The 25,045-nt window shown below is 66.8% G+C and carries 33 protein-coding genes and 1 tRNA gene; 6 read left to right on the forward strand and 28 right to left on the reverse strand.

The genetic code is table 11. The features are described from left to right. Window positions 1-109: 109 nt before the first annotated feature. On the forward strand, window positions 110-1,057 hold the full coding sequence (locus ACFXHA_RS38775) for a LysR family transcriptional regulator (RefSeq protein ID WP_379365252.1): 948 nt from the start codon (window positions 110-112) through the stop codon (window positions 1,055-1,057). A gap of 203 nt (window positions 1,058-1,260) precedes the next feature. Continuing rightward, a complete protein-coding gene (locus ACFXHA_RS38780; protein WP_379365254.1) occupies window positions 1,261-1,566 on the forward strand; it encodes a hypothetical protein in 306 nt (101 codons plus the stop codon). Between the two features lie 143 nt (window positions 1,567-1,709). Here ACFXHA_RS38780 and ACFXHA_RS38785 read toward each other — a convergent pair whose 3' ends face one another. The 4 genes from ACFXHA_RS38785 to ACFXHA_RS38800 all read right to left on the reverse strand — a co-directional run bounded on the left by ACFXHA_RS38785 (window position 1,710) and on the right by ACFXHA_RS38800 (window position 7,096). Next, window positions 1,710-3,326: a sensor histidine kinase gene (locus ACFXHA_RS38785; RefSeq protein ID WP_379365255.1), complete on the reverse strand. Its 1,617-nt coding sequence runs from the start codon at window positions 3,324-3,326 to the stop codon at window positions 1,710-1,712. After that, window positions 3,304-4,053, reverse strand: coding sequence for a response regulator transcription factor (locus ACFXHA_RS38790; RefSeq protein ID WP_379365257.1), 750 nt, complete (start codon window positions 4,051-4,053; stop codon window positions 3,304-3,306). Before ACFXHA_RS38790 ends, ACFXHA_RS38785 begins: the two co-directional genes overlap by 23 nt. Window positions 4,054-4,151: 98 nt before the next feature. Beyond that, window positions 4,152-5,738: a GMC oxidoreductase gene (locus ACFXHA_RS38795; protein WP_379365259.1), complete on the reverse strand. Its 1,587-nt coding sequence runs from the start codon at window positions 5,736-5,738 to the stop codon at window positions 4,152-4,154. A gap of 35 nt (window positions 5,739-5,773) precedes the next feature. Further along, window positions 5,774-7,096, reverse strand: coding sequence for a lipase family protein (locus tag ACFXHA_RS38800; RefSeq protein WP_379365261.1), 1,323 nt, complete (start codon window positions 7,094-7,096; stop codon window positions 5,774-5,776). Window positions 7,097-7,173: 77 nt separating this feature from the next. Between ACFXHA_RS38800 and ACFXHA_RS38805 the strand changes: the two genes are divergently transcribed. Next, entirely contained in the window at window positions 7,174-7,845 is a 672-nt protein-coding gene (locus ACFXHA_RS38805) for a TetR/AcrR family transcriptional regulator (RefSeq protein ID WP_379365262.1), read from the forward strand. Between the two features lie 112 nt (window positions 7,846-7,957). Next, window positions 7,958-8,034, forward strand: a tRNA-Pro gene (locus tag ACFXHA_RS38810). Window positions 8,035-8,074: 40 nt separating this feature from the next. Here ACFXHA_RS38810 and xerC read toward each other — a convergent pair. The 23 genes from xerC to ACFXHA_RS38925 form a co-directional block, all read right to left on the reverse strand. Beyond that, window positions 8,075-9,346, reverse strand: coding sequence for a tyrosine recombinase XerC (xerC, locus tag ACFXHA_RS38815; protein WP_379365264.1), 1,272 nt, complete (start codon window positions 9,344-9,346; stop codon window positions 8,075-8,077). Continuing rightward, window positions 9,346-9,561 carry a helix-turn-helix transcriptional regulator gene (locus ACFXHA_RS38820; RefSeq protein WP_379365265.1) on the reverse strand — a complete coding sequence of 72 codons (216 nt, stop codon included), beginning with the start codon at window positions 9,559-9,561 and terminating at the stop codon, window positions 9,346-9,348. Before ACFXHA_RS38820 ends, xerC begins: the two co-directional genes overlap by 1 nt. Then, complete coding sequence (locus ACFXHA_RS38825; RefSeq protein WP_379365266.1) at window positions 9,558-10,478, reverse strand: DUF2637 domain-containing protein; 921 nt, start codon at window positions 10,476-10,478, stop codon at window positions 9,558-9,560. Before ACFXHA_RS38825 ends, ACFXHA_RS38820 begins: the two co-directional genes overlap by 4 nt. Before the next feature lie 4 nt (window positions 10,479-10,482). Beyond that, a complete protein-coding gene (locus tag ACFXHA_RS38830; RefSeq protein ID WP_379365267.1) occupies window positions 10,483-10,722 on the reverse strand; it encodes a hypothetical protein in 240 nt (79 codons plus the stop codon). Beyond that, entirely contained in the window at window positions 10,722-10,931 is a 210-nt protein-coding gene (locus ACFXHA_RS38835; protein ID WP_379365269.1) for a hypothetical protein, read from the reverse strand. Before ACFXHA_RS38835 ends, ACFXHA_RS38830 begins: the two co-directional genes overlap by 1 nt. A 2-nt stretch (window positions 10,932-10,933) precedes the next feature. Next, window positions 10,934-11,353, reverse strand: a complete 420-nt coding sequence (locus tag ACFXHA_RS38840; protein ID WP_379365271.1) for a hypothetical protein — start codon at window positions 11,351-11,353, stop codon at window positions 10,934-10,936. A gap of 42 nt (window positions 11,354-11,395) precedes the next feature. Continuing rightward, on the reverse strand, window positions 11,396-12,394 hold the full coding sequence (locus ACFXHA_RS38845; RefSeq protein WP_379365273.1) for a toprim domain-containing protein: 999 nt from the start codon (window positions 12,392-12,394) through the stop codon (window positions 11,396-11,398). Window positions 12,395-12,401: 7 nt separating this feature from the next. Continuing rightward, window positions 12,402-13,028, reverse strand: coding sequence for a hypothetical protein (locus ACFXHA_RS38850; RefSeq protein ID WP_379365275.1), 627 nt, complete (start codon window positions 13,026-13,028; stop codon window positions 12,402-12,404). A 107-nt stretch (window positions 13,029-13,135) separates the two neighbouring features. Next, window positions 13,136-13,591 (reverse strand): hypothetical protein, encoded by a 456-nt coding sequence (locus ACFXHA_RS38855; RefSeq protein ID WP_379365277.1) that lies wholly within the window; start codon window positions 13,589-13,591, stop codon window positions 13,136-13,138. Next, window positions 13,588-13,986: a hypothetical protein gene (locus ACFXHA_RS38860; RefSeq protein ID WP_379365278.1), complete on the reverse strand. Its 399-nt coding sequence runs from the start codon at window positions 13,984-13,986 to the stop codon at window positions 13,588-13,590. The genes ACFXHA_RS38855 and ACFXHA_RS38860 overlap by 4 nt, the downstream gene beginning before the upstream one ends. Continuing rightward, a complete protein-coding gene (locus tag ACFXHA_RS38865) occupies window positions 13,983-14,363 on the reverse strand; it encodes a hypothetical protein (protein WP_379365280.1) in 381 nt (126 codons plus the stop codon). The genes ACFXHA_RS38860 and ACFXHA_RS38865 overlap by 4 nt, the downstream gene beginning before the upstream one ends. A gap of 2 nt (window positions 14,364-14,365) precedes the next feature. Next, window positions 14,366-15,343, reverse strand: a complete 978-nt coding sequence (locus ACFXHA_RS38870; RefSeq protein WP_379365282.1) for a hypothetical protein — start codon at window positions 15,341-15,343, stop codon at window positions 14,366-14,368. A 34-nt stretch (window positions 15,344-15,377) separates the two neighbouring features. Further along, window positions 15,378-15,746, reverse strand: coding sequence for a hypothetical protein (locus ACFXHA_RS38875; RefSeq protein ID WP_379365283.1), 369 nt, complete (start codon window positions 15,744-15,746; stop codon window positions 15,378-15,380). A gap of 6 nt (window positions 15,747-15,752) precedes the next feature. Continuing rightward, entirely contained in the window at window positions 15,753-16,367 is a 615-nt protein-coding gene (locus ACFXHA_RS38880; protein WP_379365285.1) for a hypothetical protein, read from the reverse strand. 37 nt (window positions 16,368-16,404) lie between these two features. Further along, a complete protein-coding gene (locus ACFXHA_RS38885) occupies window positions 16,405-17,025 on the reverse strand; it encodes a hypothetical protein (RefSeq protein WP_379365287.1) in 621 nt (206 codons plus the stop codon). A gap of 35 nt (window positions 17,026-17,060) precedes the next feature. Next, the gene (locus tag ACFXHA_RS38890; protein WP_379365289.1) at window positions 17,061-19,079 is read right to left on the reverse strand and encodes a hypothetical protein; all 2,019 of its coding nucleotides are present in this window, start codon (window positions 19,077-19,079) and stop codon (window positions 17,061-17,063) included. After that, on the reverse strand, window positions 19,076-19,291 hold the full coding sequence (locus ACFXHA_RS38895; RefSeq protein WP_379365291.1) for a hypothetical protein: 216 nt from the start codon (window positions 19,289-19,291) through the stop codon (window positions 19,076-19,078). The genes ACFXHA_RS38890 and ACFXHA_RS38895 overlap by 4 nt, the downstream gene beginning before the upstream one ends. Further along, window positions 19,288-20,358, reverse strand: a complete 1,071-nt coding sequence (locus ACFXHA_RS38900) for a hypothetical protein (RefSeq protein ID WP_379365293.1) — start codon at window positions 20,356-20,358, stop codon at window positions 19,288-19,290. The genes ACFXHA_RS38895 and ACFXHA_RS38900 overlap by 4 nt, the downstream gene beginning before the upstream one ends. Beyond that, complete coding sequence (locus ACFXHA_RS38905) at window positions 20,355-20,855, reverse strand: hypothetical protein (protein ID WP_379365295.1); 501 nt, start codon at window positions 20,853-20,855, stop codon at window positions 20,355-20,357. The genes ACFXHA_RS38900 and ACFXHA_RS38905 overlap by 4 nt, the downstream gene beginning before the upstream one ends. Continuing rightward, entirely contained in the window at window positions 20,852-21,115 is a 264-nt protein-coding gene (locus ACFXHA_RS38910; protein WP_379365297.1) for a hypothetical protein, read from the reverse strand. Before ACFXHA_RS38910 ends, ACFXHA_RS38905 begins: the two co-directional genes overlap by 4 nt. After that, entirely contained in the window at window positions 21,112-21,408 is a 297-nt protein-coding gene (locus ACFXHA_RS38915) for a hypothetical protein (RefSeq protein ID WP_379365299.1), read from the reverse strand. The genes ACFXHA_RS38910 and ACFXHA_RS38915 overlap by 4 nt, the downstream gene beginning before the upstream one ends. Further along, window positions 21,405-21,557 (reverse strand): hypothetical protein, encoded by a 153-nt coding sequence (locus tag ACFXHA_RS38920; RefSeq protein WP_379365301.1) that lies wholly within the window; start codon window positions 21,555-21,557, stop codon window positions 21,405-21,407. The genes ACFXHA_RS38915 and ACFXHA_RS38920 overlap by 4 nt, the downstream gene beginning before the upstream one ends. Continuing rightward, a complete protein-coding gene (locus ACFXHA_RS38925; protein ID WP_379365303.1) occupies window positions 21,554-21,787 on the reverse strand; it encodes a helix-turn-helix domain-containing protein in 234 nt (77 codons plus the stop codon). The genes ACFXHA_RS38920 and ACFXHA_RS38925 overlap by 4 nt, the downstream gene beginning before the upstream one ends. Window positions 21,788-21,984: 197 nt before the next feature. On the opposite strand from ACFXHA_RS38925, the gene ACFXHA_RS38930 reads away from it, so the two are divergent. Continuing rightward, window positions 21,985-22,695, forward strand: coding sequence for a creatininase family protein (locus ACFXHA_RS38930; protein WP_379365305.1), 711 nt, complete (start codon window positions 21,985-21,987; stop codon window positions 22,693-22,695). On the opposite strand, the gene ACFXHA_RS38935 is transcribed toward ACFXHA_RS38930, so the two are convergent. Continuing rightward, entirely contained in the window at window positions 22,692-23,978 is a 1,287-nt protein-coding gene (locus ACFXHA_RS38935) for a hypothetical protein (protein WP_379365307.1), read from the reverse strand. The genes ACFXHA_RS38930 and ACFXHA_RS38935 overlap by 4 nt on opposite strands. Window positions 23,979-24,103: 125 nt before the next feature. Between ACFXHA_RS38935 and ACFXHA_RS38940 the strand changes: the two genes are divergently transcribed. Next, window positions 24,104-24,727 carry an AAA family ATPase gene (locus ACFXHA_RS38940; RefSeq protein WP_379365309.1) on the forward strand — a complete coding sequence of 208 codons (624 nt, stop codon included), beginning with the start codon at window positions 24,104-24,106 and terminating at the stop codon, window positions 24,725-24,727. Window positions 24,728-25,045 lie beyond the last annotated feature (318 nt).

The following is a 25,045-nucleotide window of genomic DNA, read 5'->3' on the forward strand; positions in this document are numbered from 1 at the left end:
CACCCTCATCTGTGATGCGGCCCACAAACTTCGATGCCAAGGAGTATTCGTGCACATTCAATTCCCCACAATGCCCAGTTCCGCACCCCTATTCTGCAAGAATGCAGAAATGAGCGTGACCTCCGCCACAAGCGGACCCGACCCCGCTACCAATCGGCCCAGTGCTGCGAGTAGTCGGCCCAGCCCTGACGATCTGCTGGTGCTGCTGGCTGTCGGGCGGACCGGGCGCTATGTCTCGGCCGCCGAGGAGTTGGGTATCAACCACACCACCATCTCCCGCCGCATCGCCAGCCTCGAACAGGCGCTGGGCGGGCGGGTGTTGATCCGCGGCGCGGGCGGGTGGGAGCTCACCGACCTGGGTCGCGAGGCGCTGACCGCGGCCGAGGCCATCGAGTCCGCAGTCCGCTCGCTGACCTCCGATACCCCGACACTCGAAGGCGTGGTGCGCATGTCGGCCACCGACGGGTTCAGCGCGTATCTGGCGGCGCCCGCCATCGCCGACGTGCAGCGCCGTCACCCCAAGCTCACCGTAGAGATCGTCACCGCGACCCGGCTGGCGTCGCTGCAGCGCTCCGGCTTCGATATCGAAGTGGTGGTGGGCAAACCGCAATTGCGCCGGGCACGCGCCATCGCACTGGGCGACTACACCCTCGGCCTCTACGCCTCCCACGGCTACCTCGCCGACCACCTCGCCCCGCGCACCGTCGAGGACCTGGCAGACCATTCGCTGGTCTACTTCATCGACTCCATGCTGCAGGTCGACGACCTGGACCTGGCCCCCACCTTCGCACCCATGATGCGCGAATCCCTCTCCTCCACCAATGTTTTCGTCCACGTGGAAGCCACCCGCGCAGCCGCCGGCCTAGGACTGCTCCCCTGCTTCATGGCCGACCGCCACACCGACCTGGTGCGCATCCTCCCCGAAATCGCAGTGCGCCTGACCTATTGGCTGGTGAGCCGCCCGGAAACCCTGCGCCGCCCGGAAGTCGCCGCTATCGTCGAGGCGCTGCGCGCCCAGGTCGACACCCACCGCGCCATGCTCATGGGCACCAACTGATCGAGCTGAGTAGGAACCTAGCTGCTCAGCGGACCCGGTTGCTCAGCGGGGCTCGGTTGCTCGGCGGGGGCCCGGTTTCTCCGAGAGGCCGAGATTCTCAGCGGGGACATAGCTCGGACCCATCGCCGCCCAATGCGCGGGCCTTTGGATGGGAGTCACGGCAGGCCGATCGGCCGCCTTACCTCCGAGAAAGGTTCCGCGCCTTGAATTCCTCCTCGAAGACCCCTTCCCGCATGCGCCGCATGACCGTCCGCCTGGCCGTGGCCGGTGCGCTGACCGTGGTGCCGCTCGCCGCGCTCGCCATCCCCGCCACCGCGGCCACGCCCGACAACGGCGTCCCGGTGGTCAGCCAGATCGCCGACCCCGATTGGAACCACGATCGCGGCGGCGACGATCACCGCGGCGACCAGGACCACCGCGACCGACCCGGCGACCACGATCGCGGCCCGGACCAGCAGCAGCCCGACCAGCAGCCCGCGCCGCTGCCGTCAACCGGCTCCTTCGGCTGATCCAAATTCCAGCCGCCCCGATCCAGGCCGGACCGCCCGAAGCCGAACCACTCAATTCAGGCCGGGCGTCTCGGTCGAGGCCAGGCCGCTCAGTTCAGGCTGGCTGCCCGATCCAAGCCGGGCGCTCAGTCCGAGCCGGGCGTTCAGTGCAGGTCGGGCTTGGCGGCGGGCAGGTGCACGGTGAATTCGGTTCGGCCGGGGGCACTTTCGAGGGTGATGTCACCGCCGTGCGCCTTCACTACCGCTGCCACGATGGCCAACCCGAGGCCGGTGCTGCCGGCCCGGCGCGACCGGGACGAGTCACCGCGCGCGAAGCGTTCGAACACTTCGGGCTGCAACTCGGCGGGAATGCCCGGGCCGTTGTCGGTGACCCGCCATCGCGCCCCGCCCTGGCCGTCGTCGGTCAGGGCGGTGGTGACGATGGTGCCCGGGCCGGTGTGGATGCGCGCATTGGTCAGCAGATTGGCCAGCACCTGGTGCAGGCGGGCCGAGTCGCCGGTGACTTCGATCGGTTCGGGCGGTAATTCCAACTGCCACTTCAGATCCGGGCCGGCGATGTGGGCGTCGGCGACCGCGTCCACGGTCAGCTGGGTCAGGTCCACGGACTTCTGTTCCAGCCCGCGCCCGGCATCCAAGCGGGCCAGCAGCAGCATGTCCTCGACCAGGGTGGTCATCCGCCGCGATTCCGAATCGACCCGGCTCATGGCGTGCGCGACCACCTCTGGCACCGAATCCCGTTCCCGCTGCGCCAGTTCCGCGTAGCCGCGAATGGAAGACAGTGGGGTGCGCAGCTCATGACTGGCGTCGGCCAGGAAGCGGCGGATGCGGGTCTCGCTGGCATGGCGGGCCTCGAGCGCACTGGCGATGTGATCGAGCATGCGGTTGACGGCCGCGCCGAGCTGGCCGACTTCCGTGCGCGGGTCGGCGTCGGCGGCCGGAACCCGCACGGGCAGTGTCACTTCCCCGCGATCCAGCCGCAGATCCGCGACCCGCGCGGCCGTGCCAGCCACCCGGTCCAGGGGTGCGAGGGCGCGGCGGACCACCCAGATGCCCGCGGAGATCGCGACCGCGAGCACCCCGGCGGTGACGATGACCAGCACCAGCAGCACCCGCATCAGGATGTCGTCGACCGGGGCCAGCGGCAGGGCGGTGATCACGGTCTGATGCGACCAGGTCTGCAGTGCGATCACGCGATAGTGGCCCTCACCCGAAATGGTCAGGGTCACCGGCTTTCCCGTGGGCAGAGTCGCGAGTTCCTTACGCGCCGTGTCCGACAGCAGTGTCTGCGAGCCGTCGGAGTGGACCCGGGCCGCGCTGATCGACCCGCCGGACTCGACCAGCGCGCCGATCGTATTCGGTTGAATACTGCGACGATTCAGGAAATCGGGGCCGGGTCCGTAGTCCTCGGCGCTCACCGGGGGCGGCGGTCCGTGCTGATCCGGCGGGCGCGGACCCAGCACCGGGCCGCCACCGGAATCGCCGAGGGCCCGCCTGGCCGTCTCGTTCAGGCTCACATCCACCTGATGCACCAGAAACTGTTGCAGCGCAATCTCGGTCGCGATGCCGATGCCCGCGACCGCGACCACCAGCAGCACCGCCTGCCCGACCAGCAGCCGGACCCGCAGCGACCACCGGCGTCGCGGTCTCGGCCGCGGGGCCGGGATCGTCGACTCGGACCGATCCGGCGCGGCGAGCCCCGGTGTTTCACCGGTTTGCTTCGTCTCGAATCGGGTCGTCTCAACTGGCGGGTTTGAGGACATAGCCGGCCCCTCGCAGTGTGTGGATCATCGGTGCGCGACCGCTGTCGATCTTCTTACGCAGATAGGAGACATACAGTTCGACGATGTTGGAGCGCCCACCGAAGTCGTAGCTCCAGACCCGGTCCAGGATCTGTGCCTTGCTCAGCACGCGGCGCGGATTGCGCATGAAGAGGCGTAGGAGCTCGAATTCCGTTGAAGTGAGCGCGATCTCGACACCGCCACGGCTGACCTCGTGACTGTCCTCGTCAAGCTCGAGGTCACCCACCACCAGCCGCGAGCAACTGTTCTCGGTGGCGACGCCCGCGCGGCGCAACAACGCCCGCAACCGCAGCACCACCTCCTCGATGCTGAACGGCTTGGTGACGTAGTCGTCGCCGCCCGCGGTCAACCCGGCAATGCGGTCCTCCACCGAATCCTTGGCGGTCAGCATCAGCACGGGCAGTTCCGGCCGCAATTGCCGCAACCGTTCCAGCACTTGCAGGCCGGTCATATCGGGCAGCATCAGGTCGAGGACAACCACATCGGGCCGCGACTCCCGCGCCTTGACCACGGCCGTGCGCCCGTCCAGCGCGGTCTCAACCGTCCAACCCTCGTACCGCAACGCCAAACCCAGCAACTCCGCCAGCGCCGGTTCGTCATCCACCACCAGCACCGTGAGGGGACTCCCGTCGGCACGCCGCAGGACGGCTCGCTCGATCGGGGCGTTTCCCGAGGTCACCACAGACATCTGTACAGCGTCGGTGAACCGACTGGGGCGTAGCTGGGCCGAACCTATGTGTCAGCTGTGAGAGCTGTGGGCGCGCTGTGCGGCGGCGAGATTCGGGCTCAGATCGTGTGCCCCACATCGGTCGCGACCAGGCGGTCGAGGGCACGTTCGGCGATGGCGGCGATCGTCATGGACGGGTTGCAGGCCGCGGTGGTGCCGGGCATGAGCGCGCCGTCGAGGACGTAGAGCCCGGATTGGCCGTGGACGCGGCCTTCGAGGTCGCAGACGGTGCCCATACTCGCGCCGCCGAGGGGATGCCAGGTCGAGGGGAACACGGTGTTGGTGTCGAGCAGGGCGCTCGCCTCTCCTGCGATGCGGCGGACTGTCGGGCCGATGTGGTTGTCCTGGATGGCGGAATCCCCGTCCGCGGGCCAATACAGGTTCGCGGCGTCGATGGACGGGTCGTAGCGGAATTCGCCGCGACCGGTGCTGACGCCGTAGCCGACGAGCATGGTGCTGTGCGCATCCACCGACAGCGGCGGAATGGATGCCTGGATGACAGTATGGGCGGTGGCGGGGTCGTCCCAGTTCAGGCTGCCGTAGACGACGGGACCGCCTTGTGCGAGACCGAATTCCTGTGCGGGGTCGGTCCAGACGTAGATGCGGTCGGCGTTGGTGCCCCAGCCGCGCCCGAGATCCTCTGGGAGATCAGGGATCTGACCCGTGGCCGCCGCGCGCACCAACAGCCGGGTGGTGTTGAGGCTGCCCGCGGCCAGCACCACCGCGTCGGCGGTCAGGATCTTGTTCTCCAGGACGGTGCCGGCCGTGTCGGTGCGGTTCACGTGCACGACCCAGCGGCCGTCGGCGGCCCGCGCGAGATCGGTGACCTCGTGCAGGGTTTCGACGGTGACGCGGCCGGTGGCCTCGGCGGCGGCGATGTAGGTGACGTCGACGGTGTGCTTGCCGCCGTTGTTCACGCCCAGGGAGCCGTCGCCGTTGGTGTAGGAGGGCGTCATATCGCCGCGCAGTTCGGCGAGGGCGTAGTTCCAGTCGATGGGCATGGGGATCTTCGACACCGGCAGACCGGCGGCGTGCGCGCGTTCGGCGAAAACTCTTGCGGCCGTGTAGTTCGTCGTATCGACCAGCTCATCGGGGGCGACGGCCAGGCCCAGCATGCGCGCGACTCGCTGGTAGTAGACGCTGTCGAGGGCCTGCCAGTCGAAGCCGTCCGGGAAGTGGGTGCGGAAGGCCGCCTCGGTTGGTTGCAATGACATGCCCTGGTAGACAAGCGATCCGCCGCCGAGACCGGCCGCGCACAGGGCGGTCATGTTCTCACCGGGCACGGCCTCGACCAGTCCGGCGTACGGCTCGAAAGCCACGGGCCTGCCGAACAATTCCGGGCTCGACCGGTGCCAGAGTATGCGCTTGTCCGGTGCCGTGGCTCGCGGGAAGGTCTGGGCGTTCGGGCCGGTGGGCCAGCGCATGCCACGTTCGAGCAGCAGCACCGGAACTCCGGCCTCGGCCAGGCGCAGCGCGGTGACGCCGCCACCGAACCCGGAGCCGATGACGATCACCCGATGGTCTTCGCGGGTGAGCTCAACCCTGTTGACGCGGGCGGCAATCGCCGAACCAGCCCTGGCGAGCGGCGCGGCCGCCAGCAGCGCGGCGGCTCCGGACAGCAGGGAACGACGCGAGATATCTGACATATCACACCTTGAAAAGGGAACGGATTATTGAGGATTCAGTCGATGGCGCAGCCGGAGAGCGGCTTGTCGTTCAGCCGATCCACGAGGTAGCCGATCGCATTGTTGGTGCCGAATCCGTCGATGATTTCCGGACCGAAATGATTGGGGATCGTGGCGCCCGGAAGAATGGGCGGCAGTTCATTGGTCCGGAAGGTGACCGTGGCCCCGGACGCGCACCAATCGGCGGCCAGTTGCCGGGCCTGACCATAGGGAACGGTGTCGTCATTGCGGCCGCTGGTGATAAATACCGGGCTGGCCGGGGTGAGCGATCCGATGCGCTGCTGCCGCAGAATTGTTTGGATCGCGGGGATTTCACGCATGTGGTCGACGAGCGGCCGGCCGTCGACGGTGAAAGCGTTGGTGCGCAGGAACGGATGCAAGGCGATCACATCGCCGATGCATTCGTTCGACAGTTCACGCAGCAGGTCCTGCCCGGCCGGTGTCACGCGCGCGTCGAATTCCGGTCGCAGGTCCGGATACCGGTCCAGGAATCCGTTCAGCGCGAACCCGACCGCGCCACCGATGAGACTTCCCTCGATCCGATCCAGGATGGCCGAGAGATCCGCGGTCGGCGCACCCGCCCAGGTCCCCTTCAGATTCAACTCCGGCGCATATCCCGGCTGCATCTCCGCAGCGGCGGCACTCGCGCCACCGCCCTGCGAGTAACCCCAGAACGCCAGCGGCGTCCCGGTCCCGCTGCCCGCCAGCCGATTCGCCGCACGTGCCGCGTCGAGCACGGCATGCGCCTCCTCGATCCGATTGGCGTAGGTGTGAATTCCCGGCGTCCCCATCCCGATGTAGTCGGTCACGAACACTCGCGCGCCCAGCGCGTTCCACGCGAACGCGGACTGCGCCTCCTGATTGACCGACACGGTGGGCGGGGTGAGGCTCGCATAAATCCCCGTCGGGAATGCCAGCGACAGCGCACACTGATCGCCCTGCCCGACCGTGCCCGGCGCGATCAGCACCGTCGGACGCGGCCCACTCCCCTGCCACGGCTGGGTCGAATCGATGAACGTCCCGGTCACGGCCACGGGTGCGTCGTCCTGGGTGCGCGAGGTGTACATGACCCGCTGGGCCGGCAGCGGCCAGTTGCCGTCCGCCCCGGGGGCCGCGGCGTACACCGACATCGGCTCGGTCTTGATCACCGCGCCCGGTGTCGCATCGAATTGCGCTGGCGGGTAATAGAAATCGTTCACCGGCTCGGCCCGAACCGGAGCCGCCGCGAGCGCGGTGGCCGCTACGGCGAGGCACGCGGCGGCCCCTGCCACGGCGGTTCGAAGCAATGGTGAGGCGGACAGGTGCTGCTGACGAGGCATCGCGGTCTTTCTCTACGGACTTCCGTCCCACGGCTCGAGTAACCCGGTTACTCAAGTAACGGCGTTACCGTAGCGGTATGGCACGGGAAACGGAAGAGGCATCAAGATCGCGAATCCTCCACGAGGTACGCGCCCTGCTGGAATCCGACGGCTACGACGCCGTCCAACTGCGCGAAGTAGCCCGCCGCGCCCGCGTCTCCCTCAGCACCATCTACAAACTCTTCCCCACCCGAGACGACCTACTCATCTCCGCCATCGAACTCTGGATGGAGGAAAACACCTACCTCCCGATGGAACCCCCCACCCCCGACGAATCCCTCCACGACGGCCTCATCCGCGTAATCCGCCACGTCTTCTCCCCCTGGGAACGCCACCCCATCATGCTCGAGGCCTACCACCGAGCCCGCACCAGCTCCTCCACCCGCCTCGACAACCACGGCCTGGACGCCGTCTTCCCCATAGCCGCCGCCGTCCTCTCCGGCGCCACCCCCACCTACCTCTCCGACATAGCCGTAATCCTCTCCAACATGACCTACTCCCTCCTAGCCCAATGCGCCGACGGCACCCTCAAGGTCTCCCAAATCCTCCCCATCCTCGAACGCACCGTCTTCCGCCTGACAACCAACAACGAACCCGAAGCCACCGCCGCCACCACTAACCGCCAACCCACCCCCTCGTCCCCCCTAAGCCCCGACATAGCCGCCCCCTTCATCCGCACCCCGGATTCCCCTGCGCCAGAACAACCCTGAGCCCCCTCCCCAAGACGTCCCCAACCCCCGCCACACGCCGATAACCAGCCGATTTGGATGTTGAGGGGGGTACTGGGGTAATCTCGTCGAGCACGAGCGAGAGCGAATGCAACGGGCTGTGGCGCAGCTTGGTAGCGCACTTGACTGGGGGTCAAGTGGTCGCAGGTTCAAATCCTGTCAGCCCGACCAAGAAAATCCCCTTCCGACCTCGGTCGGAAGGGGATTTCTGTTATTTGATCAATCGGAGATGGTGGCCAATCGGTGGCCGTTTCGGCGCTTCGAGGTGTAGGGAAAGCAGATCGCCGGCCTTCTGGAGCGCCGTGGTGTTCGGATGTAGATAGAGCTTGGTGACCCGGGGATCGGAATGTCCGGCGATCTCCTGCAGCAGGTGCAGCAGCACGCCGGCGTCGGCGAACCAGGTGAGCCCGGTGTGCCGAAGGGTGTGTCGCCGGAGATGCTCGTAACCGAGATCGGCGACCACTTCGTCCCAATGGGTCGCGCGCCGCAGGACGGTGATCTGTATACGTCCGCCGCGGGGTCCCAAGAACAGTCGGGCTTTTCGGTACGCCTCGGCTCGGGTGGCCGCATCCGCATTCCTCATCGCGGGATCCGCGTCTACCCGGGCGCACGCTCGTGCGATTGCTCTCAGCACGATCGGCTGAAGTTCCTCGATGATCGGAACTTTGCGGGCCCGTTTGCCTTTCGTCCCTTTGTCCAGCAAGCCACCCGGCCCTGGAGTCGTCTGCCGCTTCAACGTCCACAACCAGGTCTCGATATCGATGTCTCCCACAAGACAGCCGGCCACCTCACCGATGCGGGCCGCGGTGCAGGCCTCGAAGATGACGACATCGCCCCAGACCTCGTACTGCTCCCAGGATCTCGCGACCAGAGCGGCGGCCAGCTCGGTGAGGGTCTGCCAATCCGGCAGCGCCAGCGCGCGCGGGTTGTTCAGCTCGTCCTCGTGTCGGGCATAAAGTCGCTGCCACCCGGGCACTTCCACTCGATTGCGGTCGATCACCTCGTCGCGCACAGCCTGATCCATGACCCGTCCGAGCGCAGCCAGCGTGTTCTTGATCGTGGACCTGCCGTGCCCCTCCGAGATCCACATGCCGACCGCACGATCAGCAACGCCTGCGGTGATCATCGTGATCGGCAGATGCCCGAGGGTGGGCACGATCCGCCTACGCCATCCCGCCCGGTACGGGTCCAGGGTTTTGGGCTCGACTCCCCGCATCGCGAGATCCCAGACCGCATCCCCGTAGTCCTTCAGCGTCGCGGTCGCCATCTTCGGGTCGACGCCGCGCGCCGCGGCATTCTGGATCCGCTCGATCCACGCTTCCGCTTCGCTGCGCTCCTCGAAGGCCTGCGACTTGCTGTCCCGCTTCCCCGTGACCGGATCGGTCCACCGGACTCGCGCCAGAAAAGGCTTGGCGCGCTTCCTCTCTTCGATACTGCCGCGTATCTCCACCCCCAGCGGCACCATGTTGACCGAGTCGCCCATCACGCGACCGCCGGATCGATCCGCCGGCGCAACAGATAGGCGATCACGTCAGCGCCGAGGTACCGGGTGACTCGGCCCGAGATCCGAACGAATGGCGGACCTTCCGGCGGCTGCGCCGTGCGCCAGCGGCGAAGACTCGAAGCATCGACCTTCAGGACGGCGGCGACCTCCTCGGTTGTGTACCAGCCAGTTTCAAGGATCTGTTCCGGGCTCATTCGGTCCATTGCAGGGTTCCTCCTTCCGTTCCGTCGATGTGGTCGCGGGCCGCGGTGAGGGTTCGGGTGACTGCCGATGAACTGAGCTCGACGTGTTCGGCGATCCGCGAGTGTGACCAGTTGTCTTCGAATTTCAGCCGCAGGATGGTCGCGACCTTGTCGGGGTCGCGGCGGCCCGCAGGGTCGGCATGACAGACCGATGCCGCAATTGTGGCCCACCGATCCTGCGCACCAGCGGCCTCGAGCGCCACCGGCTGACCCGATCCCACCTCACTCATCGCAAATCCGGGCCGGAGTTCGGTTGCGGTGGATCGAGTCTCGGTGTGGATCTCGCGCACCGACGTGGTGCGCACAGTGTCGGCAGTGCGCACCGGGTCGTATTCGGTGCGCACCACCTCGCTGCCCGGTGCGTCGTCGGTGCGTGGGCTGCGGGCCAGCACGAGCAGAGCGATAGTGGCCTGCGTGATCGCGCCATCGATGATCAGTGGCACCAGCGACGCAAGGTGGGGAGCCATGCCGACCTGGATGGCCAAGGCGCGCAACGCGTCGAACGACAGGCGGAACGCGATCAGGGCGATCGCGCTGGTGAGGACCACAACGAACCAGTAGGCCAGGGTCGCGCTCGTCCGGGCGCGGACGAGGAGCCCCACGCCGTGGGTGGCGGCCAGCAGCGCGACGGGTGGGAACATGGCCACGAATCCGGCGACGACGGCCAGCCCGTGCGGTGCGTTGAGGACGGCGTGGACGGTGTTGCCGCCGATGGACATGAGGGCCATGAGGATCAGTTCGCCCCAGAAGAATTGGACCGCGGAACGCTCGGCGTCGGGGCGGGGAGGGTAGTACGCACTGTCCGGTGCGTTGCGGTGCGTAGCGTCGTTGCTGCGCACCGCGTCCGCACCGGCGCCGTTGCCGGTCATCGGGTCACTCCGTCGGGTTCTCGATGGCTTCGCGGTGGATCGCGAGAGCGGCCGCGAGTCCCTCGATGAGGGCGGCGGCTTCGTGGACGCTGATCGAGATGCGCACGAACCCGCCGGCGCTCCAGACGATTTCGATCGCGGGCTCGACGAGTTGTTCGCCGTCGTGGTCGACCATGGCGGGGTGGTACTGCGTTTCGATGGTGGACGAGGCGTCGGGCAGTAGGCCGATGTTGAGGTAAGGCATCAGTTCAGCTCCTCGATGGTGTGGGTGGACGGGAGGTGCAGGCGCTGGCGCAGCTGCGCGCAGCCGGCCCACAGCAGGACCGTGGGGGTGGTGACGCAGAGGTCTCCGGCAATCCGCGGCCAGGGTCGGCCTCTGGCGCGGGACCACAGGACGTAGGTGCCCATCTGGCAGGGTTCGAGGCGCTTGATCAGGGCGGTGAGCACGGTCATGGTTATGCCGCTCCCATCGGCCCGATTGCCGGGCGGGCGGGGGTGTAGACCGCGGTGTAGAGCTTGGCGCGCGGCTCGTTCGGGTCGGCACCGACAAACGTGATGGAGAGGGTGTCGCCGATGTTGAAGTGCGAGTCGGCCTTTTCCAGCGCGGTGCCGATAGCCTGCTCCATCCGCCAGGTCGGGTACAGGTTCCGCGGGCCGGCGGGGGTGTCGAGGGTGATGTAGGCCTGCAGTATCGGGTTGCCCTTCTGGTCTGTGTCGACCTCCCCGGGTGCACCGCCGAACTTGAGGCGAGGCTGTTCGCCCAGGGCGGTGATGCGCCCGTAGACGGTGGTGTTGGGTGGGGTGTTCTTGCCGAACGCGCTGGGCGGTTTGGCAGCAGCGTTCTTGAGTCGCTGCCCGAAATCGTTGGTATCCATGACGGTTGGTTCCTTCCTTTGTGGTTGATGGGTGAAAGGTGTTCAGCGGCTGCGGGTTATCTGCCGTGGCGGTTGAACGGGTTGGCGGTAGTGCCGGTCGAGGTACGGGACCATCTCAAGCTGATCGAGCCCGAGGCCGGCGTCGAGGTGGTCGGTGATGTCCTTGCCTGCGGCGGCCTGCAGGACCCGGATCTCGCCGACGTGGCCGTGCAGGGACTCGGCAACCTTGGCGGCGTGGCGGTAGCCGGGGCGGTCGCGGTCGGCGACCACGATCACCCGCCCCGCCCCGTCGAGCCACTTGGCGTGTTCGCGGGTCCACGAACCGGCGCCCATGGCGTTGCAGGTGGCGATCTGCCCGGCGTCGAAGGCGCGCAGGACGTCCTGCTCGCCCTCACAGACATAGATCTCGCGCCCGCCGGCCACCGCCTCCGTGAGTTCCGGAAGCCGGAACGGGATGGGCGCGAATCCGGTGCTGTCCCATTCGGTTCCGGTCCAGTGCCGCTGGGTGAAGGCCTTGCCGTAGCCGTCCTCGTAGGGCACGCGCTGGCGGATGATCGCGCCCTCGATGCGGCTGTCGGGCCACCGGTAGAGGTAAGAGGCCACGTTCTCCGCCGGCCCGACCTGCTTACCCCGGTTCGGCTTGTGCGGGACCGGGAACCCCGCGTAGTCGATGGCCCTGTCCGCCAATGACATCCGCGGCTGCGGCGGCGGGGTGTTCGGCAGGGGCCGATGGCCGCGGGCGTGGTCGCGGTGGTTTCCGCGGCCGCGGTCGGGCAGTTGGTCCCACATGTCGCGAACCTGCAGGTTCAGCTTGGCCAGGACGTCCTGGTCGTCGCAGCCGGCCCAGCAGCGCACGATGGTCTTGCCCTGGGCCGGGTCGTAGCGGACTCCGAGCGACGGGTTGTGATGCTGGCCATCGGCTTCGTGGACCGGGCACAAGAAGTTGGTCCACTTCGGTCCGGCCCGCCCGGATCCCATCTGTGCGGTGAGCGCGCCGGTGATGGTCTGCCAGGAACGGCCCTGCGTGGGTGAGGATTCCATGACGGGCTCACCGCGCTTGTTTGGTCGCTCGAGGTGACGGGGCCGGGTAGCGGCGTACTCGGTGGCGTCGGGTAGCGGGGTCGTCGATTGTCTCGCGATCCCACTGCATCGGCACCGCCCATCGTTTGGTGCGGGCGTACTCGCGGGCGGCGTCCGAGGGGCCGGGCACCATTTCGAGCCGATCGAACAAGGCGGCGATCTGGCGGTGCCGACGGATGGTGACGGCTTCCTGTCCGCCGTGCAGCAGCGGCCCGAGATTGGTGGGCAGCATCTCGAGTTCGCGGGCGAGATGGGTTTGCGGGTACCCGATCGCCACCAACGCCTGCAGGCGCCGTTGCGCCCCGACTCCCGCCACGGTGTCGTTCGGCGCCGCCACGGCGACGGCCGAGTCCGGGACCGCGACGGCGAGGATCTTCGCCGCGGTGGCATGCGAGATCCACTGCGGCAGCGGCCGTCCCGCCTTGCCGTGCAACAGCGTGGCCAGCACCGAGCGGTGCACGCCGGCGAGTTCGGCCAGCCGTCGGCGGCTGAGGCCGGCTTCCTCGAGGTCGGCGACATGAGCGCGGACCGGGTCCGCGGGGGCACGGTCGGGGTTCCAGGTGCCGTACGCGGTGCGACGGTGACGGACACGCATGTAGCAGGCGCCGCACAGGCCGCGCCGCAACGGAGTCCGCGCCCGCGCGCAGTGTGAACACGCCGTCGTCTGCGAATGAGACTGTCCGAGAGTGGTGTTCATCGCATTCACCGCCCCCGCTCGATCTGGCGGCGGGTGTTGCCGAACTCGAGGATCGGTGTGCCGGGTGCGTGTCGGTAGGTGTCGGGGCCGTTGCGTTCGTAGTCGACCTCGAAGGTGTTGCCCGACAACTCCTGTGCCTGCTCCAGGCTGCGCCACTGCACCGGGTCGAGCTGGTCCTGACCGACCTCGTCGCGGTAATAGCGCGCCCACTCCAGATGCTGGCGGGCATCCTCGGGCGCACATGCCCAGGTGCGGAACGCGATGCCGAGGTAGCGCCAGTCGCGGCTGTGGGGTCCGGCTTCCCACGCCTGCTCGATACGGCGGCGGGCCGCATCGATCCCGGCGAGTTCGTCCGGTGTCGCGCCCAGTTCGAACTCGGCGTGATTACGCTCGTAGGTCAGCCGGATCCGCTCGGCGAAGTCAGTCCGCATGGCTTCCTCGTGTTCGAATTCCATGCTCATCGCCACCGTTCGAGACCGAGGTCGCGCTCGGGGTGCTGGTAGCGCTGGCGGATGCGGTCCTCGTGGGCGATGTTGTGGGCCTGAACCAGGCTCTGCCACTGGGTTTCGTCCACGCCTTCGGGCTGTCCGAAGGCGTGGCGCTGGTAGTTGAGGACGTCGAGGTAGGAGTCCATCTCGTCGGGACGGTCCTGCCAGTCACGCAGAGCGCCGGAGAGGAACTGCCACTGCTCGGCGTGGGGGCCGGCCGCCCAGCGCTGGTCGTAGTCGGCGACCTGGGTGTTGAGGTGGCGCTGCTCGTCGTCACTGATGCCGGGCCGGTCGGCTTCCCATGCCAGGCCGGTGCGGTCGTGGAACTCGGACCGCATCATGTCTTCGTGTTCGCGGTGCATGCTCATCGCCCCCACTCGATGCCGTGCTCGTGCTCGGCGGGCGGGCGAGTGTGGTCGATGGTGACCAGGTCGCGGGCCTGCTCGAGGCTGCGGCGCTGGACATCGGTGACGGTGAAGTCGAAGCCGGGGTGCGCGCGGATGCGGTCGAGGTTGTCCATGAACTTCGCCATGGTCTTCGGGGCGCGCTGCCAGTCGTCATAGGACGCCGACAGGAACGCCCACTGGTCGGCGTGCGGGCCGGCCAGCCAGCGGTCGTCGTATTCGGCGCGGGCGACGGCGAGGCGTTCGTACTGGTAGTCGCTGCGGGTTTGGGCTTGGGTGCGTCCGAGTTGGGCTTGTTCGAAGAACTCGCGGCGCATGAGTTCCTCGTGTTCGCGATGCATGGCTACCGGCTCCGTTCGATCCCGTTGGGCCGCTGCGGCTGGGTGCGCTGCGGGTCGGGCGGAACACCGGTGTTCGGGGTGGCGCTGTGTTCGGGGCGGCCGTAGCTGTCGTGTCTGGGGGTCGTCTGCTTGAGCTTGCCGACGGCCTGATCGCGTTCGGTCTTGTACTTGTCGCGCTCGACGCCGGCGGTGATCACTTGCTCGCGGAGGCGTTTGAGCTCGGCGGCCTGGCCGAGGTTGGTGTTCTTCAACGTCTCGACCTGGGCCTCGGTCGCGGCCAGGCGGCTCTTGTGCTGGTCACGGTCGGTGGTGACCGCGTCCAGGCCGCGCTGCAGTGTCTGTACCTGCTGGGCCTGCTTGTCGCGGTCGCTGCTCAGCGCGGCCAGTTGCTGCTCGAGCTGCGTGAGCCGCTGCTCGGAACTGGGCTGCGGCGGTGTGACGGATGGTGGGGTCCGGTAGGCGGGCGGGCGGGCGATCCCGGTTTCGGTGTGGGCGCGGGCGACTTGGGCGCGGTAGCGCAGGGCGTCGATGCCTTTGACCTTGCGGGCCTTGGCGAAGAGCCTGCCCAGCTTGAACTCGGGGAAGGTCTTGGCCGCGGTGATCCCGTCCAGGGCGATGCCCTGCTCGATCGGGGTCAGCAGATCCGACTGCAGCACCTTCTTTTTCAGCTGCTCCTCGTGGTTGGCCAGCCGCTGGTGGTCGCTGGCGCGGCGGCGGTGGTCGACGTTCGGGTTGCGGGAGTTGTCGGACACCCGGGCCGAATGCTGGCGGTAGGTCTCGAGTGCCGCGGTGGTGCCCTGCACCTCCAGGGCGCGGGCCTGCTCGGCCTGGCGCATCTGCTCGCGGTACATGAGCTTGATGTCCTTCTTGATCCGTCGGCGCTCCAGGAAGCCGGTGGCGTGCGCCAACTGCGTGAGCGCCTGGGTGATCTTGGAGGCGGAGTGGGTGGCCTCGTGGGTGATGTCGTCCATCTCGGACATGAGCGGTATTCCTTTCAGAACTAAGGGGATTGGGCTATCGGGTGCGTTCGATACGGGTGCGTCGAGTGCGGTGCTGATTGAGCTCCTCGGCCGCGGCGTCGGTGAGCTTGAGTCGGCCCGCGTATTGACCGCGGACGGTGGAGAGAAAGTTCTCGGCCCGTGCGAGCGCGGCGTTGGCACGCTCGAGGCCGTGCATGGTGACCTCGGTCGCGACCAACGGATCGAGCGGCTCACCGAGGTCGTCCACGTCCAGGGCGTCGGGGTGGTGGTGCAGGTGGGCGTACTCGTGATGGATGTCGGTCAGCTCGCGCTGCACCTGGGCCAGGCGCTCGTCGAGGCCGTACAGACGCTCGTGCAACTCGACGGGCGCGGTGCGGATGGGATCATTCCGGTTGTCAGACATCGGGTTTCACTCCTCGCCCATGGCGGCGTGGCCGACCTCGTCGGGGCCTTCGAAGACCGACTCGGTACCGGCCGGGCGGGACGCGAAGACCGGCCGGCGTAGGACTGCGTCGGCGGCCATGCCCTGCACGCGATCGGCGGCGGCTTCCAGGCGCAGCCGGTCCAGCTCGGGCAGGGTGTACTCGATCGCCCAGTTGCGGCGCCGGTTGAACTCGTTGATCAGGGCGTCGCGGTGCCCGGGCCAGTTCGAGGCACCCTCCAGGCGGCCGCACTGGAACACGGCGCGTTCGATCTCGGTGAGCAGCGCCGGCACAGACAGGTCCTCCAACAGCGCGACCATGTTGTGCGGCAGCAACAGTCCCGGCCGGAACAACATCCGCGTCAGCGTGGTGCGCTCGTCGCGAGCGGTGCGCAACCCGGCGTAGTGGGTGGTGCGGGCCGCGCGCAGCCGGTCGAGCTCGGCGCGGTCGGCCGACAACAGCCGTCGCCGGTTCAGCGCCTCGCGGGCCTTGCTCAGGGGGCCGTAGTCGTCGTAGGCGATGATGCCGGCGACGGTGATGAGGCCGGCGGTCACGCCCGCGGTCACACCGATCACGGCGGTGCGGAAGTGGTTGCGGTTCATGGGTATCGGGTTCCTTTCCTTTGTGGTGAGAGGGTGTTCAGGCGGTAGCGGTGCGGGTGGTCTCGTGGCGGGCGCGCCCCCGCTCGAGCCGTGCGATGCAGGCGGCGAAGGGGTGGCAGATACCGCGCATGACGGCGGCCAGAATCCGACCGAAAACGGTGAGCACGGTGGCGGCGGTCTGCGGGATCGGCGGGCGCAGTGCGGCGTTCCACCACAGGTAGGCCACCCACCCGAGCCCGTAGACGGTCAGCGGGATCACGACGGCGGCGGGCTGGCCCCACCCGGCGACCAGCAGGACCGCCAGTACGCCCAGCGACCCTCCGATCCCGGCGCGCAGCAACTGCGGCCGCAAACCCTGACCGGTAGTCGCGGTGCCGATGGATTCCTCGGGGGTCTTCACCAGGTGCAGAACGGGTTTCGCCGATCCGTCGCTGTCGTCGGTGTCGTGATCATGCTCGGGGTGGGGTTGGTCAGCGGCGTGGGTGGCCTTGGCGAGGAAGTTGATGAACTCGTCGCCGAGGATCTCAGCGACCTGGTCATCGGGGACTCCGCGCAGAACCTCGTGCAGTTCCTTCGACTCACCGCCTCCTCGCTGCTGCTTGCGGCGGCGCTCGTTGTCCTCGTCGTCGAAGTCGTCGTCTCGGCTGACTCGGCGCATAGTGGTTGTGCTCCAATCGATCTGAGTGGGAGTGGTCAGGCCGCCGCGATGGCGGTATCTCCGCTCGCGGGGGTTTCACGGAGGCGTTCGGCTTCGGCGGCGGGGGTGCCGGGCAGCGGAGACAGGTCGGCGGGGTTGATGGGAACGACGCGGCCGAAGTGGGCGTGGCCGGCCTTGGCGTAGACGAACTCGCCGATGTCGAAGCCGCGCACACGATCCGGATCGACAAGCCAGCGCTCGCCGACGGAGACCTGGCCCTCGTCGCCGTGGCGCTGACCCTTGATCAGATGCCGAGACGGCAGCAGATACCGCACCGACCCGAAGTGCTTACACAACTCCCCGGAGTTCTCGAAGTAGCCGATGATCAGCCCACCCGCACACGCCTTCAGCAGCCGGTCCAACTCCCACTGATTCCCCGCAAGGCCCTCGGGCGACTGGCTGGAAAACACCAGCGCAATGCCTTGGGAGCGACCACGTTCGGCGACATCCTCGAGCTCGATCGAGCGTTGCTTGCTGTTGAGCTTGCTGGTCTCGTCCAGGAATGCGGTCACCGAACGGCGGGTGTGCCGTGCGGTGCGGCCGGCACGCTGCATGAGCAGCCGCAGTGTGGCCGAGACCTGCGCCCGGGACGCGTCGCGATCCAATGCCGGGACGGTCATCAGTAGTGCGTCGAGGTCTTCGAGGCGCTTGCCGCCCTCGAACACCAGGTGTCCGTCGGCGTCGGTGAGCTGATCGAAAAGGTTGCTGACCTTGATCAGGGCGTCGTCGATCTGCGGGACCTTCTCCGCCTGCAAGGCGTTGACCTGGCGCACCACATCGGGGGCGTGGCCCCACATGTCCTTGATGACCTCGGGATTGATGCGTCGCACGATCTCGCCCGGTCCGCCGGGCACGCCGATCGGGGCGTCCACGATCAGCGACACCAGCCGCTTACGCATTTCGTCGAAGTGCTGGCCCTCGCTGGTGGAGGCCTCCCCTGCGACCAGCAGATCCGACAGGATGGCGCGTAAATCGCGGGCGGGCATGTTCTCGAAGATGTCCAGGCGGTCCCCGCCGGGCACGACCATGGCGATCGCCTTCTCATCGATGCCCATGGCCAGCAGGTAGGTACGCAGCTCGGACAACAGTTCCCGGTCGTCCTCGCCGCCCTTGCAGGTAATGATCACCAGTAATGGTCGCGGGTGCAGCGCGCGCATGCCGGGCACGTCTTTCCACCGCTGCCAGGCCCGCCACTCGTAGTCGAACACCGCCAGCGCTTCGCGCTTGATCAGCTCGGTCTTACCGGCACCAGTGGTCGCGATGATGCCCTGATGCTTCTTGATCTCCTTGTGCGGCACCGTCAGCCAATGCATGTGCCGGGCAGTCAACGCCCGCCACAGCCCGGGCGGTTTCGCGCTGGCGTGGTCAGCGTGCAGGCCGAGCACGATCTGGGTGCCGGCGCTGTAGGGCGCCCCGAGTTTCGCGGCGCGGGCCGCGGCACGGAAGCGGCGTTCGGCCAGAGCGGCTTTGACCCGCTCGGTGTGGGCCACCGACTTCAGGTAGACGGTGTCGGTCTTGATCAAGAACTTCGCCCACCACCAGGTCGCGAACAGCAACCCGGCCGGGACCGCGACCGCGAGCATGGCCCGCGCCCCGGACAGCTCCCCGCCGGCGATACGTCCGGCACCGGCCCAGAACAACGCGGTGGGCATCGACCACGACCAGTTCGTCACCGCGGAGGCGGCGGGCAGGATCAGGGAAGCCAGCGCGAAGTTCCGCAGCCGCGGCACGTCCAGCGGCCACCGGTACGCCGCAGCAAGGGCGGCGAGCGCGATCACGGAAACCACTGCCAGTGAGACGATTCCGGTTCCGACACCGTGCAGGAATCCGGTGGCGTCGGGCCAATGCCACGCGGTGGCGTCCCGCACAGGTTGCGGGGTGCCCGGCGGTACTTCGGGATGGATGCCGGTGAACAGTCCGGTGTTCGGCGGCGGGGTCGAGGACGGGGTCGGCATCGGTGTGGTGATGGGACCGCAGTCCTCGGGGGTGATCAGGGGCACGCAGTCGGTGCTCATCGGTCGATCACCTCGATCGCGGCGACCAGTAGTGATGCAGCTTTGACCAGTTCTCTCCGTGAGAAGGTCGGGCCCGCGTACTGAGCAGCAAGCTCTACGAGACGACCGACCCCGTGCAGGCGATCATGCTCGGCGTCATAACCTTTCGTGACATGAGCTTCGCGTTCGGCGCGAATGTCTGCCAGGGCTTGTCCGAGTTCTGAGCTACTCATGAGGCTTCCTTGCTGGAATGAATCGTCTTGTGCCGCGCGGCCTTCTGGGCTGCCTTGCGCTCGGCGCGACGGGCCAGGAAAGTGGTCCAGTCGTCGTCGAAGTCGCGGGTCTCGAACTCGATATCGATGGCGTCGATCTCGGGCGGAAGCCGATCTGCCGCGGCGTTCACCCCGTCCATGACATTGGTGGTCCGGCACAGGTACAGCAGCCCGACCAGTTCGCTGACCTGCTGGAAGGGCAACATGCTCTGGGTGGCGCGCATGGCGCCCTGCAGCGCGGTATCCATATCGGTCGAGTCCTTACGGGTGAGCTCGACTTCGACGGCCCACCACTGCAATTCGCCGTTGATCCGCCGCAGTACCCATCCGTCGTGGACGTGCGGCCGGCCGGCGCGCGGCTCACGACCCGAGCTGAGTGCCGCTCGCGGTTCACGAGCGGCCGTGGCGAGTTCCTCGGCGTGATGACGGAGATGGCGTTCGGAGACCCACCGCTCAGGATCGGAACCGACCAGCATGACGCGGGCCTGCGTTGCCGCGCGATAGTGCTCGGCCAGCGCGATCGGTGGATGCCATTCCGGCGGTCGCCATCCCAGCCGTGGAGCTGCCTTGTCCCGCTTCATGACCGCCCACGCCCGACCGGGCTGAACAGTCGTGAGCGGGTAGAGATCGCCGCGTTCGGTGAGGATGTTGGCGATGTCGTAGGCGGTGCTCAGGTCGGTGTCCAGGAACCAGGCCAGCACATCGATCTGCATCCCGAACATGTCCGTGATCCCGTCCGCCGCCTGGTTCTGCCGGGCGGTCAACGACTTTCGATGCGCGGTCCGCAGCACCCTGCCCACCGACCCGTAAGGCACACCGATCTCGGCGGCAACCTCCGCTTTGCTCAGCCCCTGCGCCCGCAGCGCTGCGGCTTCGCCCAGTGCCTTCTCGACCCTGTACAGCGAGATGCCCAGCTTCCGCGCGATCTCCGCGTAGGTCAGGCCGTGATCACGCAATCCACCAGCGAGTTCGACGCGGTGCCGGCGCTCCAGGGCGGCATAGGGGTTCGTGTCCTTCTTGGCGCTCATCGGGAACGCTCGATCCTGTGCGGCGGATCGATGCGGCGCGCCTCGATCTCACACAGCCGCCGCTCCAACTCGTCGGCGGGCATCTTCGACACCCAGCGCGGCAGCGGCGGAACCTGCTGTGTCCGAGCCCGATCGCGTTCGGCGTGACGGTCGGCGATATCACGGCGGGCCTGACGGATGACGGCACCCATGTCCTCGGCGCTGCTGGCAGTCGGCTCGTGCCGGGGACGTACTCCGCACTTCGGGCAACGGCGTGACGCGCCACCTTCCCGCTTGAGCTGCCGCTCGCGGCCTCGGGTACCCGCCCAGGTGCGAGCGAGCTCCCACCCGATCCCGTTGTCGCGCAGTACCTCCAACAGTCGCGCCCCGCGGCCGGCGCGATGCTCGGTCAGGCGGGCGTCGAGGTCGGTGGTCCAGCCGGTGTAGTGGCGCGCATGGCGGAACGGCTGATCGAAATGCAGCAGATAGACCGTGCCGGGAACATCTTTGCGCGTCATCGGGACCGCTCGATTCCCCGGCGTGCGCCCTCGTCGTAGGCACGCGACGCGGCGTCATGCTCGGCCTCGACGGACTTGTGCACAGCGTCCCAGTGGTCCTGCTTCTGCCGCGCCCCGCTCCAACCGCGCCGATCTCGGCACTCGAGCACGTCCATCGCAGCCATGACGAGGTCATGTAGAACACCTTCGGTGACATGGAGCCGGCGTTCCTCAGCAGCCAGGGCATGAATGTCGTTGAGGTCCTTATCCGGTGTGCTCATCGGATCACCGCCGCGGCGGTCGGTGCGGGCTGGGTTACGTGGACGCAGTCGATGCGATCGACCTCGTCGGCGCGGCACACGTTCACCGACGCCGGCATCGCCGGGGTCTGCTCCTCCAACTGGATGCCGACCACGATCCCGGCCGCGAACAGCACCAGCCCGAAGAACAACGGCATCCGCCAGCGCAACGGAGTGACCGCAATCCCGTTCAGCAGCAGGCCATTTGCGTCGTACTCGGCGCGATCGTAGGCCGACAGTCCGATCATGTTGCGGGCGTAGTCATGACTGTTCATCGCCGGCCCCGCGCCCAGCCACGGTGCGGTCGCACCAGGATGTAGAGACCAATAACGAACGCCGGAACGAGCACTACCTCGGGGTGCAGTATCAGCGCGCAGACCACGGTCATCGACAGAAAGACGGCAACGGCGGTGCGGGCTCTCATGCCACGCTCCCACCGGTGATAGGAGTACCGAGGTTCACCAGTTCGCCGCGATCGATGCGAATATCCCCCGGGCCAAACCAGTGGCGGGTCAATACTCCGCGGTTGACCCAACGCCGAACGGTGCGCTCGTCAACGTGGGCCACCCTTGCGGCCTGACGGACTGTCAGCAGCACAGTGTCGTCGTGCTTCGACTTCGGGTGAGCTTTCCGGGACCTTCGCGAGCGAGTCACTGTCTTACTCCTTCGATACCAACGAGCGAAAACTGTTGGTACTCAGGAAAACCCGCAGGTAACCCCTAAGGTCAGTGCGCTTCCCGGAGCTCAGGCGCCCGGGCGCTCGGAGGCGCTCGAGCGCCTGAGCCGAGCGCCTGCCCGTAGCGTCGTCAGCGGACCATGATCAAAATGAAGCAGCGGCGTATGTTGGTCGGGTGAAGGATCTGCTGACAACCGCGACGTCCGCCGAGGTGCAGGACCTCGATACACGCATCGCAGTTCTGCCGGTGGGTAGCTTCGAACAACACGGCAGATTCCACCCTCTGACCACGGACACCGTGGTGGCCTGCGCCATCGCCAAGCGCATCGCCGACGACTACAGCCTGTTCCTGCTCCCGCCAATCACCTTCTCGTGTTCACACGAGCACACGGCATTTGCCGGCACTGTGAGCATCAGCGCCTCCACGCTAATGGTCGTGATCGCCGACATAGCGCACTCCCTGCGCAAGTCCGGAGTAGACAAGCTGGTTCTTGTGAACGGACACGGCGGCAACTACGTGCTGCAGAACGTCGTCCAGGAAGCCAATGCTCAAGGTCCGCGGATGACTCTCTTCCCTGGTCCGATGGACTGGCATGCAGCTCGTACAGAGTCGGATATGCAGACCAACGCCCATGAAGACATGCATGCCGGCGAACTAGAGACGTCGATCCTGCTGCACGTCGCACCACACCTGCTCCGACCTGGCTATGACACCGCTGACTGGCGAGCAGATGACCGTCCATTCCTGCTGCTTTCTGGCATGCAGGAGTACACGGAGAGCGGCGTCATCGGCTTCCCATCACTCGGCACAGCCGAGAAGGGTGAGCGAGCACTCGCCTCGCTCTCAGACTCCTTCAAGAGCCACCTCGAGCGGCTGATGACCTAACTCATCAGATCAGCGATTGATACGCCGAACTCCTTAATAGCCTCGTGCCGAACCGGCCGGACGCGTTGTGCGAGTTCTCGCAGCACGCCGAGCGCTCTGGCGGAGGGTGCCGATCGGATCACGTTGCCAGCGTCCATGCCAACTCGCGCACCGGCGTCGAACTCGCCAACGCCGATATACGCCGTGGCCAGTCTGGCCGTGCACAGACCTTGGTCACGACGCTGCGATGCGGGCCAGTCTCCGAGCGCGACGGTGTAGGTCTCAATTGCTCGCTCCGGCTGTCCGAGGCGCACCCAGCTGTGGGCGGCCTCCATTTCGATGTAGGAGGGAGTGCAATACAGCGCAAGGGAACTGGGGCCCGCGGCATCGATGGACAGAACCTGCTCCATCGCCTGATCCAGGGCTTTGCGGCACTCATCGGATTCGCCGGTCATGGCGTAGGCGTTCGCCTGCTGCCGCAACGCCACAGCACGCAGCTCGGGCGGTATCTCATCCCAGCACCGCAGAGCAGCGTTTGCGAGTCCGAGCCCCTGTGGCGCATAGCCACTCTCTGTAGCGATATTGCTTCGCCGCTGCAGCACATAGGATCTCAGATGAGGATCGTATAGCTCCTCGGCATAGTCCATCGCACGGTTCGTCCAGTACAAAGCGCGCCGCAGATCCCCCGAATCCTGATAGAGCCACCCTGCGAACTCGCAGAACCTGGCTCCAACCTCCAGCAAGGCTGGCCGAATGCTCCCACGCGCCTTGCCGCACAACTCCTCAATCAGCTGAAGCTCGCCTTGTAGAGTCCCGACTACATATCGAGGTCCCGACAGCGCGTCCATCCGAGCGTGGGCATCCAAAAGGGATTTCAGGTGATCGACGAACTCCTTGTCGACTGTCTCGAACGGGAGCGAGAGAAGATCGACTCGGGCCGAGGACATCTCGATATCTACGTCCGGATCATGGGTCGGTTTGTCCGGATATCCGATGTCGGCCGCAGTCAACGGTACTCCGGCTGCGATGCTCAAAACGCTGACCATCACATCGCAGGCCCGCTTCTTCGGACGTCCGGTCTCCCCCGAGATGTACCGCAGGATATTGGAGTGCTTCAGCGACACGATTGGGCCGCCGTCCTGAGCGCTGTACTGCCGCATTCTGTTCGCGAGCCCACCGGGCTCAATGCCAAGCCTGTGGAGCAGCGCCTTGAGTTTTACGTTCTCCTCGCGGGCGTCGGACTTGCCGGCCTTCGAACGCGTTGATTCATCCCACCCAGTTAGGTGAATTTCCCTGTCCGCCATAGGAATTCTCCAGAATTGTCGGCGTTTCCGCCTGATTGGTTGATCGTAGCCCACAGCACCGACAGGTCGCGGTACAACGGAACCCAACCCCCTACGATCTCGCGAGTCCGCAGTCAGGAGCATCGATGAGCTCACAGCCCGATCCGGCCGGACCCGTGGCCGCAACGCACCGACCTCTCGATGTGGCACTCGATCGTCTTGCGGTTGATGCCTGCAGCGGCGTCACGATCATCGGCGGGTTCCCTGCGTCCGGGAAGTCAACTGCGAGTGCGCATCTCGCGGCTGTCGTCAATGCCATCATCCTGGACAAGGACACCTTCGCCGCCGGCCTCGAAGCGGCGGTGATGGCCGAACTGACCGGCAATCCGTATGACCGCGACAGCGACACATACGCGCGAGTCGTCAAACCCCACATCTACGCGGCGGTCATCCACCAGGCCCTGCTCGCAGGTCAGCGTGTTCCAGTCATCGTCGATGCACCCTTCATCGGCCAAATCCGATCGGCCGCCCAGGAACGACTCTCGCTCGCCGACTACCTCACACGGACGGAGCGCATCGCCGTGCCGGCCGTACGAACCATCTGGATATCGGCACCTCCCAACCAAATTCACGACCGTATGACTACCCGCAACGAACCTCGTGACGCTCCCAAACTGTGCGACTGGGACGCCTATCGCTCGGAAGTCCTCGACTCCGGAGTCGACGCGCAGGCTCGCAGCGTTGTCGACCACGTGATCGAAAACAACTGACGGCTTCTGGCCCTGCCGGACTGTCTCCCCTTTGTGGTCCGCGCTCTTGGTGCACGTACAACGGTCCGTGAAGCTACCGCACTGAGTGCGTGCTGACGCACGAACACGCCGCCGTAGGCGGCGAACCTCCCAACGCCCCCAGCTCTGTCAGCGCAATATTCGTACGCAAGCCCCACTTTGTGGTCGCCGTTTTGTGGTCCTTCTTCTTGTGGTCTCTCCTTGTCTCATCGCATCTCGATTCCTCTTGTCTACCAACTGGTTTGTATTGGCTGCTGGCTCGCATGGCCAACATTCACCTCAGCGAAGCGGGGGTGAATG

The organism is Nocardia sp. NPDC059240 (assembly GCF_042753865.1).
GTDB lineage: Bacteria > Actinomycetota > Actinomycetes > Mycobacteriales > Mycobacteriaceae > Nocardia.